At 62.3% G+C, this 19,899-nt stretch carries 16 protein-coding genes and 2 pseudogenes; 10 read left to right on the top strand and 8 right to left on the bottom strand.

The features are described 5' to 3' along the window. Nucleotides 1-250: 250 nt before the first annotated feature. A complete protein-coding gene (locus ACTZWY_RS18160) occupies nt 251-1,663 on the bottom strand; it encodes a 2-isopropylmalate synthase (protein ID WP_444792122.1) in 1,413 nt (470 codons plus the stop codon). Nucleotides 1,664-1,807: 144 nt separating this feature from the next. On the opposite strand from ACTZWY_RS18160, the gene ACTZWY_RS18155 reads away from it, so the two are divergent. The 8 genes from ACTZWY_RS18155 (at nt 1,808) to ACTZWY_RS18120 (ending at nt 10,227) form a co-directional block, all read left to right on the top strand. Further along, a complete protein-coding gene (locus ACTZWY_RS18155; protein ID WP_444792121.1) occupies nt 1,808-3,466 on the top strand; it encodes an NAD+ synthase in 1,659 nt (552 codons plus the stop codon). Nucleotides 3,467-3,672: 206 nt separating this feature from the next. Next, nucleotides 3,673-4,683 (top strand): SPOR domain-containing protein, encoded by a 1,011-nt coding sequence (locus tag ACTZWY_RS18150; RefSeq protein WP_444792120.1) that lies wholly within the window; start codon nt 3,673-3,675, stop codon nt 4,681-4,683. A gap of 78 nt (nt 4,684-4,761) precedes the next feature. Then, complete coding sequence (locus ACTZWY_RS18145; RefSeq protein ID WP_444792119.1) at nt 4,762-5,952, top strand: D-alanyl-D-alanine carboxypeptidase family protein; 1,191 nt, start codon at nt 4,762-4,764, stop codon at nt 5,950-5,952. 2 nt (nt 5,953-5,954) lie between these two features. Beyond that, nucleotides 5,955-6,599: a dTMP kinase gene (gene tmk / locus ACTZWY_RS18140; protein WP_444792118.1), complete on the top strand. Its 645-nt coding sequence runs from the start codon at nt 5,955-5,957 to the stop codon at nt 6,597-6,599. After that, complete coding sequence (locus ACTZWY_RS18135; RefSeq protein ID WP_444792117.1) at nt 6,596-7,696, top strand: DNA polymerase III subunit delta'; 1,101 nt, start codon at nt 6,596-6,598, stop codon at nt 7,694-7,696. Before tmk ends, ACTZWY_RS18135 begins: the two co-directional genes overlap by 4 nt. 19 nt (nt 7,697-7,715) lie before the next feature. Next, complete coding sequence (locus ACTZWY_RS18130; protein ID WP_444792116.1) at nt 7,716-8,501, top strand: TatD family hydrolase; 786 nt, start codon at nt 7,716-7,718, stop codon at nt 8,499-8,501. Continuing rightward, nucleotides 8,501-9,298, top strand: coding sequence for an MBL fold metallo-hydrolase (locus tag ACTZWY_RS18125; protein ID WP_444792115.1), 798 nt, complete (start codon nt 8,501-8,503; stop codon nt 9,296-9,298). Before ACTZWY_RS18130 ends, ACTZWY_RS18125 begins: the two co-directional genes overlap by 1 nt. Next, complete coding sequence (locus ACTZWY_RS18120) at nt 9,298-10,227, top strand: AEC family transporter (protein ID WP_444792114.1); 930 nt, start codon at nt 9,298-9,300, stop codon at nt 10,225-10,227. Before ACTZWY_RS18125 ends, ACTZWY_RS18120 begins: the two co-directional genes overlap by 1 nt. 348 nt (nt 10,228-10,575) lie before the next feature. Here the strand turns inward: ACTZWY_RS18120 and ACTZWY_RS18115 are convergent, their stop codons facing one another. The 5 genes from ACTZWY_RS18115 to ACTZWY_RS18095 all read right to left on the bottom strand — a co-directional run bounded on the left by ACTZWY_RS18115 (nt 10,576) and on the right by ACTZWY_RS18095 (nt 16,510). After that, on the bottom strand, nt 10,576-11,175 hold the full coding sequence (locus tag ACTZWY_RS18115) for a superoxide dismutase (RefSeq protein WP_444792113.1): 600 nt from the start codon (nt 11,173-11,175) through the stop codon (nt 10,576-10,578). Nucleotides 11,176-11,280: 105 nt separating this feature from the next. Continuing rightward, nucleotides 11,281-11,847 (bottom strand): sarcosine oxidase subunit gamma, encoded by a 567-nt coding sequence (locus ACTZWY_RS18110; protein WP_444792112.1) that lies wholly within the window; start codon nt 11,845-11,847, stop codon nt 11,281-11,283. Beyond that, the gene (locus ACTZWY_RS18105) at nt 11,840-14,854 is read right to left on the bottom strand and encodes a sarcosine oxidase subunit alpha family protein (protein WP_444792111.1); all 3,015 of its coding nucleotides are present in this window, start codon (nt 14,852-14,854) and stop codon (nt 11,840-11,842) included. Before ACTZWY_RS18105 ends, ACTZWY_RS18110 begins: the two co-directional genes overlap by 8 nt. Continuing rightward, on the bottom strand, nt 14,851-15,174 hold the full coding sequence (locus ACTZWY_RS18100; protein WP_444792110.1) for a sarcosine oxidase subunit delta: 324 nt from the start codon (nt 15,172-15,174) through the stop codon (nt 14,851-14,853). Before ACTZWY_RS18100 ends, ACTZWY_RS18105 begins: the two co-directional genes overlap by 4 nt. An 88-nt stretch (nt 15,175-15,262) precedes the next feature. Continuing rightward, nucleotides 15,263-16,510, bottom strand: coding sequence for a sarcosine oxidase subunit beta family protein (locus tag ACTZWY_RS18095; RefSeq protein ID WP_444792109.1), 1,248 nt, complete (start codon nt 16,508-16,510; stop codon nt 15,263-15,265). 170 nt (nt 16,511-16,680) lie between these two features. On the opposite strand from ACTZWY_RS18095, the gene ACTZWY_RS18090 reads away from it, so the two are divergent. Then, nucleotides 16,681-17,589 (top strand): esterase-like activity of phytase family protein, encoded by a 909-nt coding sequence (locus ACTZWY_RS18090; RefSeq protein WP_444792108.1) that lies wholly within the window; start codon nt 16,681-16,683, stop codon nt 17,587-17,589. A 179-nt stretch (nt 17,590-17,768) separates the two neighbouring features. Further along, nucleotides 17,769-18,269: a Hint domain-containing protein gene (locus ACTZWY_RS18085; RefSeq protein ID WP_444792107.1), complete on the top strand. Its 501-nt coding sequence runs from the start codon at nt 17,769-17,771 to the stop codon at nt 18,267-18,269. Between the two features lie 150 nt (nt 18,270-18,419). Here ACTZWY_RS18085 and ACTZWY_RS18080 read toward each other — a convergent pair. Beyond that, nucleotides 18,420-19,342 (bottom strand): annotated as a pseudogene (locus ACTZWY_RS18080) (IS630 family transposase). A 109-nt stretch (nt 19,343-19,451) separates the two neighbouring features. Then, nucleotides 19,452-19,828, bottom strand: a pseudogene (locus tag ACTZWY_RS18075) (IS5 family transposase); the annotation flags it as partial. Between the last annotated feature and the right edge of the window lie 71 nt (nt 19,829-19,899).

The raw sequence follows: 19,899 nt of genomic DNA, 5'->3' as shown, positions 1-19,899 counted from the left end.
CCTTTTCCCCCCCCCCCCCCCCGATCAGATGGCAAGCGTCAGGCGATGTGCAACCCGGTTTCCATGCAGCCCACCACGCCCGCATTAAGCATGTCGCGCAAAAGCGGGCGCCGGTTTTGCGCGTACAGACATGCGACATAAAGGGTTAGAGTGTGTCACCTGAAGGCCAATGACCACATCACATCTGGTCACTAGAAAATGCATCAGGCCGCCCGAAGGCGGCCTGATTTGTCCGATCTGCGCGGCAAGTTTATTCCTCGTCGCGCACAGTCATACGACCGTCCTCCCAGTCACCGGACAAAACCTCTCCTGTGGCGTAGCGCAATGTTCCTTGCCCATGGCGCTGGCCGTCACGGAATTCCCCTTCATAAATATCGCCCGTATCATAGGTCGCAATACCGCGCCCTTCAATACGCCCTGACGCCCATTCCCCGTCATAGGTGAACCCGTCCGCCAATTCAATTCGCCCCTGCCCGTCGCGCGCCCCTTCTGAAAAGCTGCCAACGTAAACGGACCCGTCAGGATAGGTCATTTCACCCTGACCGTGCAGTTCACCACCAGCGAACGCGCCGCGATAGATGCGCCCGTCAGCGAAGGTTATCACCCCCTCGCCATCGGACAGGCCACGCAGGAACTGGCCTTCATATTCGGTGCCATCCGCATAGACCGCACGGCCCTGACCGTGGAATTGCCCTTCGGACCATTCCCCCTCATAGCTGGAGCCGTCCGCATAGCTGATTTGCCCTGTCCCGTCCGGCAGGCCATTACGAAACTGCCCTTCATATACGGACCCGTCCGGTTGGGTCAGGCGGCCATTGCCTTCGATACGGCCGGCAACCCAGCTGCCCTCGTATAAATAGCCGTCCGGCCCTGTCAGGCGGCCTTCGCCGTCGCGCTGGTCATTGACAAACTGCCCTTCGAACACCAGACCATCGGCCTGTTCGACACGCGCCGCGCCATTGCGCTGGCCATCGCGGAATTCGCCGGTATGCACATCGCCATTGGGTTGTGTCAGCACCCCTTCGCCCGAAAGCTGCCCATCGGCCCAGCCCCCGTCATACACCAACCCGTCGGGGCGCGTCAGCCTGCCGGTTCCATGGCGCAGATCGGCTTGCATTCCGCCTTCATAGACCGCGCCATCAGGGTAGGTGATGCGCCCTTGCCCCTGACGCTGCCCCGCGACCCAGTCCCCGTCATAACGGTAGCCGTCGGGGCGGTTCAAAATACCCGTGCCGTGGGGTTGGCCTGCGACGAAGCTGCCCTCGAACACTGATCCATTAGGGAAAACGCGGGTGCCCTGCCCTTCGATCGCGCCATCGCGCCAGTCCCCTTCGTAGGTGGAGCCGTCCGCGAAAGTCATCTTCCCTGTGCCATGCGGGCGGCCCGCGCTGAAGGCCCCTTCATAGACGGCACCCGACGGGTAGCGCGCGACGCCTGCGCCGCTGATTTCGCCATCGACCCAGTTACCGGTATATTCAAACCCGTTGGGCAGGCGATAGGTGCCCTGACCGTGCTGCAGCCCGTCGCGGAATGCCCCTTCATAGATACCGCCATCTTCATACTGGCGGGTCATGACCCCATCGACCTGCGCCAAGGCCGGAACCGCAAGGGCCAATCCGCAGGCAACTGCAAAAACCGGCACAGTGACCATTCTGAAGGCCATGACGCATTACTCCCTGTCTGTTCATTGTGCGAGAGCCTAGTCAGGGGCATTCGGGCTGGCAAGTGCTTTCCTTTGGGCTTGCGCCCCTTTCCTTGGCCGAACAACGTGATATGTGGAACAAAAATCATCCGTCGGGGCATTTTCATGACAGACCGCTTTCGCCTGACCCTTGGGCAACTGAACCCGGTGCTTGGGGATATAGCAGGAAATGCTGCACGCGCACGCACGGCATGGGCGCAGGCGCGCGATGCGGGCGCCGATATGCTGGCCTTGCCCGAAATGTTTTTGTCAGGCTACCAGACACAGGATCTGGTGTGGCGACCGGCCTTTCAGGCCGATCTGCGCGCCGCGCTGGACGCGCTGGCGCGCGATTGCGCCGATGGGCCATTGATGGGAATCGGTGTGCCGCTGGTGCAGGACGGGGCATTGTATAATTGTTGGGCCGTGCTGGGCGGGGGCCATGTGCGCAGTGTCATTCGCAAACACCATTTGCCAAATACCAGCGTCTTCGACGAAAAGCGGCTGTTTGCCTCAGGCGATATTTCAGGCCCCTATGTCGCGGGTCCGTTGCGCATTGGCACCCCCATTTGCGAAGACGCCTGGTTTGATGACGTGGCCGAGGCGCAGGCGGAGTCCGGCGCGGAACTGTTGCTGGTGCCCAACGGGTCGCCCTATGCGCAGGGGCGCTACGACACGCGGCTGGCGCATATGGTCGCGCGTGTTACCGAAACAGGGTTGCCACTGGTGTATCTGAACCTTGTGGGCGGGCAGGATGATCAGGTGTTTGACGGGGCCAGTTTTGTGCTGAACCCCGGTGGACAACTGGCGCTGCAACTGCCCGCGCATGAAGAAGCCATGGCCACGCTGGATTTCACGCGCAGCCCGGACGGCTGGCGCGCACAGACGGGGGTGCGCGCGCATTTGCCCGACACGCTGGAACAGGATTACCGCACCATGGTCGTGGGGCTGCGCGACTATCTTGGGAAATCCGGCTTTTCCAAGGTGGTTCTGGGCCTGTCGGGCGGGATTGATTCGGCATTGGTGGCCACCATCGCGGCAGACGCAATCGGCGCGGCGAATGTGCATTGCATCATGCTTCCGTCGGAATACACCTCGGCGCAGTCGCTCGAAGATGCGGCAGATCTGGCCCGCGCGCTTGGCACACGGCTGGATGAAGTGGGCATAGAAGGCCCGCGCGCAGCACTTACAGACGCGCTTGCGCCGCTATTTGCGGGCCATGCCCCCGATGTGACCGAAGAAAACCTGCAATCGCGCCTGCGCGGCACCATTCTGATGGCTGTGTCCAACAAGACAGGCGCATTGTTGCTGACAACGGGCAACAAGTCCGAACTGGCGGTGGGCTATGCCACGATTTACGGGGACATGAACGGGGGCTACAACCCCATCAAGGACATGTATAAATCCCGCGTCTTTGAAACATGCCGCTGGCGCAACGCGCAGTTCCGCGACTGGATGAAAGGCCCCCAGGGCCACGCCATCCCGCCGCGCATTATCGACAAACCCCCGTCGGCAGAACTGCGCGAGGGCCAGCGCGATGATGACAGCCTGCCCCCCTATGATGTGCTGGACGCCATTCTGGAAGGGTTGATCGACAATGACCTGTCTGTGGCGGATCTGGTGGCGCGCGGTTTTGACCGCGAGGTGGTCAAGCGGGTGGAACACCTGATCTACATCTCGGAATGGAAACGGTATCAATCCGCGCCCGGCCCCCGGCTTAGCAATCGCGCGTTGTGGCTGGACCGGCGCTATCCGCTGGTCAATCGCTGGCGCGACGAAAGCTGACGGGCCAGCGCGGGCCTGTGGCGTTCACGCAACTGTAGCTTTCCCTGGCCACGGGCAGGCGCTAAAACGCGCAAGATGGTGTCAGGGCGCAGGTTTTGGACTGTGGAAAATTCCCGTCATGGTGTATAGATGCGCCACGCCGCCACGCGGACACATCCCGACAACCTGACACAAGATCAGGCCGGGTCAAAGGCAAAGAGGGCAGAATGCAACGCAGTCGTTTCGTCACATTTGGTATGGGTATGGTTCTGACTGTCAGTCTTGCAGGCTGCATGGATGGCACGGGGGGCACCTCCCCGGGCGGGGAGAATGCCACGCGCGCGGCCACGCAAACCGCCGAACGCGATGTCGAGGCACCAGAGGTGTTTTCAAAACGCGACGCAGGGCTTTGGGATGGTCGCCCATCCCTTGGCGGGGTGTGGGTGGCCCATCCTGACGTGCGTGACCCCGAACGCGTAATTATTCGCAACACCGAAAACGGGCAGCAAACTGTCGGGGCCCTGTTTCGGCGCGAACGCATGAATCCGGGGCCTGTGTTTCAGGTATCCGCCGATGCCGCCGCGGCCGTGTCCATGCTGGCAGGTGCGCCCACAACGCTTGAAATCGTAGCCCTGCGCACCGAAGATGTGCGCGTTGCGGCCCCTGCGCCCGCAGCCGCCCCCACCGCAGAAGATGACGTGGCGCAGCAAGCAGCCGCCACCCCCGCCCCCAGCGCGCCAACGCCCCGCGCGGCGCCGCAGCCGGGCGATGTTACGCTGATTGCCATGCCGCCAGACGAAGAAGACGCTGCGCCGCAACCGCGCCGTGGGCTGTTCTCGCGGATATTTTCGCGCAATGCGGACCCTGCGCCAGCGGCAGCGGGGGTGGAAACAACAGCGCTTGATGATCCCGCAGCACCGCCCGGCGGGCCAAGCCCCGCCCAACAAGCACAGGCCACACAAGCACAGCCCCCAACCCCGCGCGCCCCACAACCGGCCAGCACGCTGGACCGCCCCTTCATCCAGCTTGGTATTTTCAGCGTCGAAGCGAATGCGGGGCGCGCCCAATCCATGGCGCGCGCTTCAGGCTTGCCCGCGCGCGTGACGTCCGGCAGCGCACAGGGCAATGCCTATTGGCGCGTAACCGTCGGCCCTGCCGCCACTGCCGAAGAACGCCGACAAATCCTTGAACAAGTCAAATCCTTGGGGTTCAATGACGCCTATACCGTGCGCCGCTAGGCCGCGCAGGGACATGATCAACAGCCTGCCTTGGGGAACCGACCGGGACAGGACAGGCACACAGCAAGCGGGACAGACATGATGCGCATTTCACTTCGGACCCCTTTGATTGGCCTTGTCTGCGGCACGCTGGGCCTGACGGGGCTTGGCGGGCAACAGGGCGTGGCGCAAACCGTTGCAGGGTTTGAAACCCGCGCGTCCTCGGCCTATGTGCGCGATCTGGCCACGGGAACGGTCTTGCTGGACAAGGCCGCCGATGTGCCCTTGCCGCCTGCGTCCATGTCGAAACTGATGACATTGCTGATGCTGTTCGAGGCGCTGGAAGATGGCCGCCTGTCGCTGGACACCACCTTCACCGTGTCACCGCGCGCCTATCAGATGGGCGGGTCGCGCATGTTTCTGGAACCCACCGACCGCCCCACCGCCGAAGACCTGATCCGGGGAATTGCGGTTCTGTCGGGCAATGATGCAACGGTGGTCGTGGCCGAAGGGCTGGCAGGCACAGAAGACGCGTTTGCACAAATGGCCACGCGGCGCGCGCGCGAACTGGGCATGCGCAACACCACCATCGCCAATGCATCGGGGTGGCCGGACCCCAACCACCTGATGTCCAAGCGCGATCTGGGCATTCTGGCCGAACATATCATCAGCACATATCCGCAATACTACCCCTACCTGTCGGAATCCGAATTCACATGGAACGGCATCACACAGCCCAACCGCGTGCCGCTGCTGAATGCCGGTGTCGGGCTGGACGGGTTGAAAACCGGCTTCACATCAGCGGCAGGGTATTCGCTGACCGGGTCCGTAAAACAAGGGGATCGTCGCATCATCTTCGCCTTTGGCGGGCTGGACAGCGAACGCGCCCGCGTGCAGGAAGCGGAAGCCATCATCAACTGGGCGTTTCGCCAGTTCGCGCAAGTGACCGTCGCCCGCGAAGGCCAGGTCATGGCCCAGGCCCCTGTCTGGTTGGGCGCTGCGGATACGGTGCCGCTGGTGGTCGCCAGCGAAGCCCGCGCGCTGGTGCCTGCCATCGGCGCACGCAATCTGGACGCGCAGGTCGTCTATGATGCGCCGGTGCCCGCCCCCGTTGTTGCGGGAACCCCGCTTGGGGAACTGCTGGTCGACATTCCCGACATGGCGCAAATTCGCATTCCGTTGGTCGCGGGCGCAGATGTGGCCGAAGGGGGCTTTCGCGTGCGCGCACAAGCGGCGGCGGCGCGTCTGGTCACCAAAATTCGCGGTGCCGGACAAGAGGCGCTGAACTAGGCATGCTGCAGCGTCCGCAAACCGGCATTTTCCTGACCTTCGAAGGTATAGACGGGTCTGGAAAATCCACGCAGGCCCGCGCATTGGCAGCGTCCTTGCAGGCGGGCGGGCAGGATGTGGTGCTGACGCGCGAACCGGGCGGGTCAACGGGCGCGGAAGCCATCCGCGCCTTGCTGGTCGCGGGCGACGCAGACCGCTGGTCGCCCGAAACCGAAATCCTGCTGTTCAATGCCGCGCGGCGCGACCATCTGGAAAAAACCGTTCTGCCCGCATTGGCGCGCGGCGCTGTCGTCATTTGCGACCGCTTCGCGGATTCAACCCGCGTCTATCAGGGGGCCGCGCGCGCCAGCCTGCGCCCGCTGGTGGACCAGTTGCATGACATGGTCATAGGCATTGAGCCTGACCTGACATTTCTTATCGACATGGACGCGCGCGCCGCATTGGCGCGCGGGCTTGCCCGCCAGACGGGCGAGGACCGCTTTGAAGACATGGGCGCAGGGTTTCAGGAAACCTTGCGCACGGGGTTTCTGGACCTTGCACGCATGGCCCCTGCCCGTGTGCAGGTCATTGACGGCGCGCGCGACATGGCCGCCATCAGCGCCGATGTGCTGGCCGCCACACGCGCCTTCATGGTTGCGCGCGCATGAGCGATGCCGCCGACCTGCCATTGCCCGACCAGTTGGAAGGTGCCCCCCATCCGCGCCAGACGCCCGTTCTGTTTGGCCAGCACGCGGCAGAAAGCGCCTTCTTGCAGGCCGTCACTTCCGGCAGGTTGCACCATGGCTGGCTGATCTCTGGCCCGCGCGGGGTGGGCAAGGCAACCTTGGCGTGGAAAATCGCGCGATTTCTGCTGGCCAGTTCACTGGACGGGAACAGTATATCTGCCGCGCACACGCTGGACATGCCCGAAGACCACCCCATCGTCAGGCGGGTGCGTGCGGGTGCGGATGGCGGGCTTCTGGTCATTCGGCGCGGACGCGATGACAAGGGCAATCTGCGCCGCGACATTACCGTGGATGTCATGCGCAAGCTGCACGGGTTTTTCGGACTGTCAGCCACCGACGGGGGGCGGCGCGTGGTCATCGTGGATGCCGCCGATGACATGAACGCCAACGCGGCCAATGCGCTGCTGAAAGCGCTGGAAGAACCGCCTGCAAATGCAACGCTGCTGCTGGTCGCGCATCAACCCTCGCGGCTGTTGCCCACCATCCGGTCGCGCTGCCGGGACTTGCGGCTGCACCCGTTGCAGGGGCAGGATTTCCACTTAGCACTTGAACAGGCAGGTATTTCAGACGCGCCGCAGGCCTTGGCGGAATTGTCCGGCGGGTCCGTGGGGGCGGCAGTGTCACTGGCACAAGGCGGGGGCGCGGAGATGTATCAGCGGCTGGTCACGCTGTTTGCAGGGCTGCCCCGGCTGGACCGGCAAGCCGCCCTTGCGCTGGCCGACATGACAACCGGCAAGGGCAATGACGCACGGTTCGACCTGCTGTTGACATTATATGACCTGTTTCTGGCGCGGCTGGCCCGCGCGGGCATTGTGGGACCAGGACCCGAGGCCGTGCCGGGCGAAGCGGCCCTTCTGGCGCGCCTTGCCCCCCATGACGGGGCCGCGCGCGCCTATGCGGGACTGGCCCAGCGTTTGGGGGCGCGCGCACGGCACGGGCGCGCAGTCAACCTTGACCCTGCCGCGCTGGTGCTTGATATGGTCTTGCAAACCGAAACAGAGGTACGCAAGTTCCTTTGATCACATGCGCGGAGTGTTCATGCCCCAACCCCGGATTGTCGACAGCCATTGCCACCTTGATTTCCCTGAACTTTCAGCGGAACTGGACGCGGTTATTGACCGCGCACATGCGGCCGGTGTCACGCGCATGGTCACCATCTGCACCAAATTGCGCAACCTGCCGCAGGTTCAGGCCATCGCAGAAACCTATGACAGTGTGTTCTTTGCCGCAGGCACCCACCCCATGAGTGTGGCCGATGAACCCATGGCAAGCGTTGCCGAACTGGTGGCCTTGGCGGCGCACCCGAAAATGGTGGGCATTGGGGAGTCGGGGCTGGATTACCACTACACCGCCGACAGCAAGGATATGCAGCAAGAAAGCCTGCGCATCCACATAGAGGCCGCGCGCCAGACGCGCCTGCCGCTGATCATCCACGCCCGCGATGCAGATGACGACATGGCCCGCATTCTGACCGATGAATACCGCGCCGGCCCCTATAACTGCGTGATGCATTGCTTTTCCTCCAGTGCGGAACTGGCGCGCGCGGCGCTGGACCTGGGGTTTTATTTGTCCATGTCGGGCATTGCGGCCTTTCCCAAAAGTGCGGCGCTGCGCGACATTTTCACCGCCGCCCCGCTGGAGCGTATTCTTGTGGAAACTGACGCCCCCTATCTGGCCCCGCCCCCCCATCGCGGCAGGCGCAATGAACCCGCCTACACAGTGCATACCGCACAAATCGCAGCGCAGGCGTTCGGGATGGAGTATGCCGATTTTGCTGCAGCGACATCAGCGAATTTTGACCGTCTGTTCTGGAAGGCTGCATAATGGCGGAACTGCGCGCCACGATTCTGGGCTGCGGATCATCTGGCGGGGTGCCCCGTCTGGGCGGGCATTGGGGCGATTGCGACCCTGACAACCCGCGCAACGCCCGCAGGCGCTGTTCGCTGCTGCTGGAACGCATCACCAAGGATGGCCGCACGCAGGTTTTGATCGACACATCGCCTGACATGCGCGCGCAATTGCTGGATGCGGGAATCGGGCGGCTGGACGGGGTGGTGTTCACCCATTCCCATGCCGATCATGTCCATGGCATTGATGATTTGCGCCAACTGGTGTTCAACACCGGCACGCGGCTGGCAGTCTGGGCCGATGGCGCCACACAGGATGCGCTGTATTCGCGCTTTGGCTATGCGTTCACCCAGCCCGTCGGGTCCCCCTATCCGCCGATCCTGGACATGCACACGATTGATGGCGCGATTACCATTGACGGCGCTGGCGGGCCACTGGTGTTGCACCCGATGCGCCTGAACCATGGGTCCATCGATGCGCTTGGTTTTCGGGCAGGCGGGCTGGCCTATACCCCCGATGTGGTCGAAATTTATCCCGAAAGCTGGACACTGCTGGACGGGCTGGATATCTGGATTGTAGACGCGTTGCGTCGCAAACCCCACCCGACCCATGCACATCTGGACATGACGCTGGACTGGATCGCGCGCGCCGCCCCCAAACAGGCAGTTCTGACGAATATGCATATTGATCTGGATTATGCGGCGGTGGATGCGGAAACCCCGGCCCATGTGACACCTGCCTTTGATGGTATGGTGCTTCGGCTTGATATCTGATGCAGGCGCTGGCGAATGTTATTCTGCCAGTCTTCCTGATCATAGGCTTTGGCTATGTGGCGCGCTGGCGCAATCTGCTGAACGATGCCCAAGTCGATGGTGTGGTGCTGTTTACCCAGAATTTCGCCATTCCCTGCCTGCTGTTCGTGGCCATTGCGCGGCTGGATCTGGGGCAGGAATTCGATCTGCGGCTGCTGGCCAGCTTCTATGCGGGGGCAATCATCTGTTTCGTGCTGGGGTTTTCGGGGGCGCGGTGGCTGTTTGGCCGCGACTGGGAAGATTGCGTGGCCATAGGGTTTGTCGCGTTGTTTTCAAATTCGCTGCTGCTGGGCCTGCCGATTACCGAACGCGCCTACGGGCCTGATGCGCTGGCCGCGAATTTCGCCATCATCGCGGTGCATTCGCCCATTTGCTACGGGATTGGCATTACCGCCATGGAACTGGTGCGCAACCGTGGGGGCCGCTTGCGTGATACTGGCGCGCGGGTGCTCAAGGCGATGTTTCGCAATGCGCTGGTCATCGGTATTACGCTGGGGTTCATTGTCAACCTGACGGGCCTGCCCATTCCCGGCGTTATGGATCAGGCGCTGGATATGATGGTGCGCGCGGCCTTGCCTGCCGCGCTGTTCGGGCTGGGGGGGGTGCTGTATCGCTACCGCCCCGAAGGCGATTTGCGCACCATTGGCTTTGTCGTTGGCTTGTCGCTGGTCGTGCATCCTGCCATCACCTTCGGGCTGGCGCATCTGCTGGGGGTTGGCACGCAAGGCATGCGCTCTGCCGTGGTGACTGCGGCCATGGCGCCGGGGGTGAATGCCTATGTGTTTGCCAATCTTTACGGGCGGGCCAAGCGGGTGGCGGCATCCGCAGTGCTGATTGGCACTGCGGGCGTGATTGTCACAGGCTGGATCTGGTTGCAGATATTGCCCTGAGGGGTGGGGATGAAGGGCCCGTAGGGGACGTCGGGAACGCCCCAAGGCGCGGAGCAAAGGCCGCAGGCCGCCGCGCCATCGGCGGGCCGTCCCGCGGCCTGCCGATTACTCTGGTAGCACGCCAAGCCTTGAAAGTCGGAGTATGCCGCCCGCATAAAGTGAACTTCACTGGCGTCGGATCGGCAGACCCCGGCCCGCCGAGTGCGCGGGCTTAGTCCAGGGGTGAAGGGCAGCTTCAGGCCATATACGACCCCCTGCACCCCATCTGATACGCCCCCTTTCGCGCAAGCTACATAGAAAAAGGGGCACCCGAACGGGCACCCCTTTTTCATTCCACTGGCGCGAAAATCACATGCGCGATGCGACATTTTCCCAGTTGACCAGCTTTTCAAGGAAATTGGTCAAATAGGCAGGGCGTTTGTTGCGGAAATCAATGTAATAGCTGTGTTCCCACACATCGCAGCCCAAAAGCGCGGTTTGCCCGAAGCACAGCGGGTTCACGCCGTTTTCGGTCTTGGTCACCTTCAGCGACCCGTCCTTGTCCTTGACCAGCCAGCACCAGCCCGACCCGAATTGCCCGGCCCCTGCGGCAGAAAATTCTTCCTTGAACTTGTCCACAGACCCGAAACTTTCGGTCAGCGCGCGCTCCAGCTCGCCCGGCATGCCGCCAGTGCCCGGACCCATCATTTCCCAGAACTGCACATGGTTCCAGTGCTGGCTGGCATTGTTGAAGATGCCGGTTTGCGCCACAGCGCCGGACTGATAGGTGCCGGTGATGATGTCTTCTACCGATTTGCCGTCCCATTCGGTGCCGGCAATCAGCTTGTTGCCATTGTCGACATAGGCCTTGTGGTGAATGTCATGGTGGAATTCCAGCGTTTCGCGGCTCATGCCCAGATCGGCCAGCGCATCATGCGAATACGGAAGGTCAGGAAGTTCAAAAGCCATGGTCTACCTCTTTCGGTTATGGGTTCGCGTCTGCCCTGAATAAGAGCCTTGAGGGCGCGAACGTCAAGGGGCACAGCGCGAATTCCTGCCAAACACCCTGATTTATCAAGCATAAAGCGCAGGTTCAGACCCCGGTGCCGCCGCTGCGCATAACAGGTCGAACATATACTGCGCGACCGACCGGAAACACAGAAGCGTCACCTGATCAGGCCCCGACATCCAGACCGCAGCCGCCACTTGTGCCGCGCGGGTGCGGCGAATGTCGCCTTGCGCGAATTCGCTGAAATCCACCGGGCAGATTTTGGCCAGCGCATCACACACGCCCGCCCCTTGCAGCGTGAACACCGCGCGGGCATCGGACGTATTGGCCACAGTTGCGAATTCCCCCGCCAGCGCTGCGGCCAGCTTGTCGGCCATGGCCCCCGCCTGATCATAGGGCAGCATCAACAACAGCTCATCTGGGGACATCCACGCGGCCGCCATCGCACCTGCATGGGTGACGCGGCGCTGCGCGGGTATGTCCAGCCCCGTGGTATCGGCCACCGCGCGCGCGAGCGCATCTGACGACAAATCCCCGCGCAGGGTGATCATGCCGCGCAAGCCCCCCTCGGACACGGTGACAAAGCCTGCAAACTGCGCGCCCGACAGCGCACTGGTGATCGTGTCAGACATTTTGCTTCGCACCTTCCTTGTCAATCAGCACGGGGTCGATGATCCGCGCCTTGATGTCCTTGCCGCCATCACCTGCGAAAGTCAGCACCTGCCCCAGCCGGGCGGGGCCGTTGCGGACCAGCGCCATGGCAATGCCCCGCCCCAGATTGGCGGAATAATAGGTTGACGTCACGCGCCCCTCGGTCGCGGCCTGCCCATTGGCGTTCTTGCCCCCTGTCACGGCCAGTGCGGCATGGGGCAACACTGTCCCGTCCAGCGTTTCAACGCCAACCAGTTTCCAGCGATCCGGGTTGACCATCGCTTCGCGTTCCATGCCGCGCTTGCCCAGAAAATCTGCCTTTTTCTTGCTGATCGCCCAATCAAGCCCCAGATCCTGGGGAATGACAGTGCCATCGGTTTCATCGCCAATCATGATGAAGCCCTTTTCGGCGCGCAGAATATGCAGCGCTTCTGTCCCGTAGGGCATGATGCCCAGATCAGCGCCTTCCGCCATCAGCCTGTCCCAGAATGCCCTGCCCTGCCCCGCAGGCACGGCAATTTCAAAAGACAACTCCCCCGAGAAACTGATGCGGAACACGCGGGCGCTGAACCCAGCCAGCACACCTTCACACCATTCCATGAAGGGCAGCGCTTCGCGGCTGACATCCATTCCGCCCAAACGCTCCAGCAGCGCGCGCGCTTTGGGGCCGACAACCGCGAATTGCGCGAATTGTTCTGTCAGGTTGACAATATGCACCTGCCAGTCCCACCATTCGCATTGCAGCCAGTCTTCCATCCACGCATGGATATGATCCGCCCCGCCGCTGGTGGTATGCACAAGGAAACTGTCCGAGTCCAGCCGCGCGACAACGCCGTCATCCATCAGGAAGCCGTTTTCATTGCACATCAGCCCGTAGCGGCATTTGCCGGGCTTCAGCGTGCTGATCATGTTGGTATAGAGCATGTCCAGAAAACGGCCCGCATCCGGCCCGCGCACCAGTATCTTGCCAAGGGTGGACGCATCCAGCAGGCCGACATTTTCGCGGGTGTTTTTCACTTCGCGGTTGACGGCTGCATGGCGGGATTCCCCCGCCTGCATATAGGCGAATGGCCGCCGCCACTGGCCCACAGGTTCCCAATCCGCGCCATTGGCCGCATGCCAGTCATGCACAGGGCTGCGCCGCAGGGGTTGGAAAATCGCGCCGCGTGCCTCGGCGGCGATGGCCCCAAGGGAAATAGGCGTATAGGGGGGGCGGAAGGTTGTTGTGCCAGTGGCAGGGATGGGCTGACCCAACGCATCAGAAAGCACGGCCAGACCGTTGATATTGCTAAGTTTCCCTTGGTCCGTGGCCATGCCGAGCGTGGTATAGCGCTTGGCATGTTCCACGGATTGGAAGCCTTCGCGCGCAGCAAGCTGCACGTCAGACACTTTCACATCATTCTGATAATCCAGCCACATTTTCATGCGCAGATCATAGCTGGCCTGCGCGGGCATCATCCAGACGGGCTGCATCGCCCCTTCAATCGGGGTTTGCAATTGTGCGGGGGCCGCGGGCTGGCCATCCGCCCCCACGGCCTGCGCGGCAGATACGGCGCTGGCATGGGCATCACTCAGGACATCGTGCAATTCACCATTGGCCGCCCCGCAGGCACGCACAAACCCCGCCCCATCCGCACCCAGTGGCGGGCGCGCAGGGTCGGGGCGGAAATAGCTGCCGCCCGCGTCCCACAGCAATTTGCCCCCGCAATGCGACCACAGATGCACCACCGGCGACCAGCCGCCCGACATGGCGACCGCATCGCAATCAATGCTGCGTTCGACCACGCCGCCGCTGCTGTCCTGACGGCAGATTTCCACGCCTGTTACGCGCTTGCCCCCCTTGACCTTACGGATGGCGCGCCCTTCCAGAACCTCTATCCCCAAGGCACGCGCACGCGCGGGCAGATCGCCCGACGCAACAGCGCGCGGGTCAATGATCGCGGCCACATCCAGTCCCGCATCATGCGCGGCGATGGCACTGCGGTAAGCATCATCATTATTGGTGACCACCACGACACGCTTGCCCGGTGCAACAGCGTAATTCACAATATAATCGCGCAGGGCACTGGCCAGCATGACACCGGGCACATCATTTCCCGCGAAGGACAGCGGGCGTTCAATGGCCCCGGTGGCGGTGATGATCTGGCGCGCGCGCATGCGCCACAGCCGGTGACGGGGCGCATCCGTGCCCGGCTTATGATCGGCCACACGTTCATAGCCCAGCACATAGCCATGATCATGCACCCCCGCCCCCATGCAGCGGCTGCGCAGTTGCACATTATCCATGCCCTGCAACTGCGCCACAGCGGCCGTGATCCAGTCCTGCGCGGGCTGTCCGTTGATCTGCACACCGTCCACAGGCGCGCGCCCGCCCCAATGGGCGGTTTGTTCCCACAGCGTGACCTTGGCGCCAGTCTGGGCCGCAGTTAGCGCCGCCTGCAACCCGGCAATGCCCCCGCCAAGCACCAGAATATCGCAAAACGCGTAGATCTGTTCATACCGGTCAGGGTCGCGCGCATCAGGCGCAGGCGCCTTGCCCAACCCCGCCGAGCGGCGGATGAGGGGTTCATAGACATGTTTCCAGAAGGCGCGCGGGCGCAGGAATGTCTTGTAATAAAACCCCGCCGTCAGAAATTGCGGCACAAGATTATTGACGGATAAAAGGTCGAATTCCAAAGAGGGCCAGTGGTTCTGGCTTTGGGCCTGCAGCCCGTCAAACAGTTCCGTCGTCGTGGCGCATTGGTTCGGTTCATACTGGTTGCCCTGCCCAAGGCCCAGCAGCGCGTTGGGTTCTTCCGCACCCGCCGCCACAACCCCGCGCGGGCGGTGGTATTTGAACGACCGGCCCAGCAGCATCTGGTCATTGGCCAGCAGGCTGGCGGCGACCGTATCGCCATGGAAACCCGTCAGGGATTTGCCGTTGAAGGTGAAGTTTTGCGGGCGCGCGCGGTCGATCAACCGCCCGCCAGCGGGCAAACGATGGCTCATGCAAAACCCTCCCATTCGGGGCGTCTGGCCTTGATTTTGGCCAGAATATCAGCCGGGGGTTCAGTGGTCTGGGCGCGGTAGGTGCCGAACACTTCCAATGTCATGGTGCAGCGCGCGGCCAGAAACCACTTGCCACAGCCATAGGCATGGCGCCAGCGTTCGAAATGCACGCCGCGCGGGTTTTTGCGGTTGAACATGTAGGATTCGTAATCCTGATCGGGCGAGCCGGGGCCAAAGCGCTTCAGATGCGCCTCGCCGCCGGGGCTGAATTCGGTTTCTTCGGCGGTGACGCCGCAGCATGGGCAGGTAAGTGTCAGCATTGTCCCTCCTTCAGGGGAAGGCGGGGGCGCTGCCCCCGGACCCCCGGAGTATTTTTTGCAAGATGAAAGCCGGAACGGGAAGGAAAAATCAATGCGCCACCCCCGCTGCCACGCTTTCATCGATAAAGCGCCCCTCGCGGAAGCGGGTCATGGAGAATTCGGCGGCCAGTGGTCCGGGTTCACCCTTGGCGATCAGTTCGGCCATGGCCCAACCTGACCCAGGTGTGGCCTTGAACCCCCCTGTGCCCCAGCCGCAATTGATGAAGCAATTGCCCAGCGGCGTTTTCGAGATGATGGGCGAGCGGTCGCCTGTCATGTCGACAATGCCCCCCCATTGGCGCAGCATTTTCAAGCGCGAGATCATGGGGAAGGTTTCCACCAGCGCGCGCACGGTTTCTTCAATATGGTGCCATGATCCGCGCTGCGTGTAGTTGTTGAACCCGTCCGCGCCGCCGCCGATGACCATCTCGCCCTTGTCGGATTGCGACATATAGCCATGCACCGTATTGGCCATGACCACGACATCCATGCAAGGTTTGATCGGTTCAGAGACCAGCGCCTGCAGTGCCACGGATTCGACAGGCAACCGGAAGCCCGCCATATCAGCGAGCGCGCCGGAATGGCCCGCAACCACAATGCCCAGCTTCTTGCACGAGATCGTGCCTTTGGTGGTGTTCACGGCGGTGACCTGCCCGCCCGCAGCCTCAACCCCGGTGACAGCGCATTGTTCGATGATATGCATGCCCATGTCGGAACAGGCCCGCGCATAGCCCCAGGCCACAGCATCATGGCGCGCTGTGCCGCCGCGCGCCTGCCACAGCGCGCCCAGCACCGGATAGCGCGGCCCGTTCAGGTTGATGATGGGCACCAGTTTCTTGACCTCGGCGGGGTGGATGAACCGCGTTTGAACCCCTTGCAGGGCATTGGCGCGTTCAGTGCGCAGATAGCCGCGTTTTTCATGTTCGGTCTGCGCCAGCATCATCACGCCGCGCGGGCTGAACATGACGTTGTAATTCAGGTCCTGCGAGAGGGTTTCAAACAGTGACCGCGCCTTTTCATAGAGTGCGGCAGACGGGTCTTGCAGATAATTCGAGCGGATGATGGTTGTGTTGCGCCCGGTATTGCCCCCGCCAAGCCAGCCTTTTTCAAGCACCGCCACATTGGTGATGCCAAAATTCTTGCCCAGATAATAGGCCGTGGCCAGACCATGCCCGCCCGCCCCCACGATGACCACATCATAGGCGGTGCCGGGTTCGGGGCTGGCCCAGGCCTGTGACCAGCCTGTGTGTTGGCGAAGCGCCTCTCGGGCGATGGCGAAGGCGGAATAGCGTTTCATGCGCGGATGACTCCTGCAGGTGGTGGGTGCGCTGTCTTGCGTTCTGGACTAGCGCAGATTGCCTTGGTGATCCAGAAGCGTCATGATTGGGTCGAAAACCGAAATCGGGCTGCGACGGAATGTCAATTCGCGCGGCCCGGCCGGACACAAGCAAGCAGGAGGACCGCCCAATGATGACCCGCCGCGCCACATTCGGGCTGCTGGGCGCGCCTGCGCTGCTCGGGGCGTGCCAGATCACGGCAGTTCACGGCGACCCGTCAGCCGCGAATTTTGGCCCGACAGCGTTTCATGGCCGTTTCGTCTGGACGCATTCAAGCCCCCGTTTCGGCGGGTTTTCTGGGCTGCATCTGGCAGAAAACGGGCGTGATTTCTGGGCGCTGAGCGACCGTGGGACCCTGTGGCAGGGCCGTTTCACGCGCGGGGCCGATGACGCGATCACGCGCGTTGATGTCGCGCAGATACATGTCCTGAAAGGGCGTGACGCGGCCCCCCTGCCCCGCAGCGGCGCCGATGCCGAAGCCATCGCACTGGGGCGCGATGGCACGGTTTTCATTGCCTTTGAAGGGGGGGCGCAGGCCCGCATTTCCGCCTATGCCATGCCATCGCGGGCCGGGCGGGACCTGCCCCGGCATAGGGATTTCAGCGCTTTCGCGGCCAACCAATCGCTGGAGGCGCTGGCCATTGATCCTGCGGGGCGGTTGCATACACTGCCTGAAGCCCCCCAGGCAGACGGGTTTGCGGTGTTCCGGCTGGACGGGGGCGCGTGGTCGGTCATTGGGCATATCCCGCAGCGTGGGGAGTTCATGGTGGTCGGCGCGGATTTCGGGCCAGATGGCAATTTTTACCTGCTGGAACGCCAGTTCAGACGCGCGCTTTTCTCGACCCGCATCAGCCGCATCCAGCCCGGAAACTGGGCGTCTGTGCAAACGTTGCTGCAAACGCAGCGCGGGCAATTCGACAATCATGAAGGGATCAGCGTGACCCGCACGCAAGCGGGCAGACTTCGCGCGACATTGATTTCAGATGACAATTTCAACTGGTTTCAACGCACTGAAATTCTGGAATTCCTGTTGCCGTGATCGGGCCGCTTTTTTGTCGCGCCCTGCGGCCTGTGCAAGACATATCCTTACCGTGTTTCGGACAAATTCCTGCCATAGTTTCCGCTGATTGTATCGAATGTGGAAACACTTGCCTTTTGTTCATTTCGTTAACCTTGTCATCACATTTTTCCGGCACCATCACGGCAGGAGATTCGGATATGTTTGAAAGCACGGTCACATTGGCGCCAGCACTGCGCCGCAAACCCGCAGACCCCTTGCGCGGCAGCCAGATTGCGCCAGCGGGCCTGGCGGCTGGAACATTGCTGCGCACAATTTCAGGGCCACGCCGGATTGAAACACTTATGGCGGGCGATCTGCTGCTGGATGTTGACGACCAGATTGTTGAAATCCGGTCAGTTCGCAAGGTGCGGGGCCGCAAGGATGATCTGATAGAAGTGAACCCGTCCGCCTTGGGGCTGGGCGTGCAGCCAATTGCGGCAGGGCGGGCGCTGGTTGTCGGGCGCGGCCAGAAACTGGCCATCCATGACTGGCGCAGCCATGTCGTGTTCGGGAAACCGCTTCTAAGCGTGGCTCAGGCGCTGGTGGATGGGGTTCATGTGCGCAGTGAACTGGCCGCTGATGCGGAATTATGCACGCTAAGTTTCGATACCCCCACTGTTATTCAGGCCAATGGCATTCTGGCGCTTGTCAGCCCATGACGCGGCGGCGGCACCGCGCGGCATGGGACTGTCGCTTGCGCGCCCGGTCTGCCACGCGGGGCGCAACCGTGATTGCCCCCCCGCAAGCGAACCCGCCTAAAGCATGTCGCGCAAAAAGACACGCGACACCATAAGGTTAGCGCGATGAGATCAGCTGGAAGCGTATCCGGCATTGATGAGGTAATTTGCGCATTCCTGTGGGGAGAAGCATTCGAGGACCGTCCCAATCTTGCGCCATGTTGCTTCGATTGTTCGTTCAGATGCCTCTCGAAGCATGTGCTCGAGCTTGGCAAAGACCTGTTCGATGGGGTTGAGGTCCGGGCTATAGGGCGGGAGGAAGAGAAGGTGCGCCTTTGCCGCCCGGATGTCGGCGCGTATCGCCTGCCCTTTGTGGCTTCCGAGATTGTCCATCACGACCACATCGCCGGGGCGCAATGTCGGGACGAGGACCTTCTCGAGATAGGCTTGAAAGGTCGCGCCGTTGACGGGTCCATCCAGCACGAATGGCGCATCGATCCTGTCGTGGCGCAAGACGGCGATGAAGGTCATGGTGCGCCAGTGGCCATGCGGCGCGCGCTCGATCAGGCGCTCACCTTTCGGTGCCCAGCCGCGCAGGGGTGCCATGTTGATCTTGGCCCAGGTCTCGTCGATAAACACCAGGCGAGACGGGTCGATCTTGTCCTGATACCGTTTCCAGCGCGCACGGCGGCGGCTCACATCCGGGTGGTTTTGCTCCTCGGCGAGCTGGGTCTTTTTTTGAACGAATATCCGGTGCGATGCACGAAGGACCAGACCGTGCGGTAATCGACGCGCAGGCCGCGCTCGGCCAACTCGCGCACCAAGCCGCGCAGAGTGAATGGCGTCCTGATCCGTTCCAGCATCCATACTTCATGCGCGCCTGCGATTTTGCGCGGCGGGTGGCCGCCGGTGCCCACAGGCGCGCAGCTCCCCGTCGCCCGCAGCCGCTGCGACCATTTCACCACGCTCGAGGGTGCCACATCCAGCGCCTCCGCTACCCGTCGGACGCTCTCGCCCTTCTAAAGGCGTGCCATCGCCCGCGCGCGCGAATCCATCGAGATCGCTCTGCCCACTGCTCAACCCTCCATCTTGTGGTCAGAAACAGTGAAGCAGCAAAATGCGCGCTTGTGAATCCTCTGCCTGTTCAGGCTCAAGGCATCCCGCTCTAGTGGTCAAGCCGCCTCGGGACCGGCCGATTGCGTGAGCTTCAGCCCCCCTTTTGCGCCGCTTGCATCGGCGTGTGCCTTGCAAATCGTGGCGTCCACAAGGACGTATTCGAAGTCGGGATCCCTGCGTAACGCATTGAAAAGACTCTCCCAAACACCGGCCAACGTCCAGCGGCGGAACCGAGAATGCACCGTCCGCCAGTTGCCCAGTTCCGGTGGAAGATCGCGCCAAGGCGCAGCCCCGCGAGCCAGCCAGAGGATCGCATCGATGAACAACCGGTTGTCGTTGCCGGTGCGCCCACGATCTCCCTTCTTGCCCGGAACCAAAGGTTCGATGATAGCCCACTGCCTGTCCGTCAAAGTCCGTCTGCTCAAGATCACCTCCCGTTTTTGATCTTGAATCAAACGGATGGCGATTTGGGAACCCCCTAAATGCAGACGCCGCC

Source organism: Roseinatronobacter sp. NSM, assembly GCF_052379845.1.
In the GTDB taxonomy this organism is placed as follows: Bacteria; Pseudomonadota; Alphaproteobacteria; order Rhodobacterales; family Rhodobacteraceae; genus Roseinatronobacter.
This window is presented reverse-complemented; position numbering and strand designations above follow the sequence as displayed.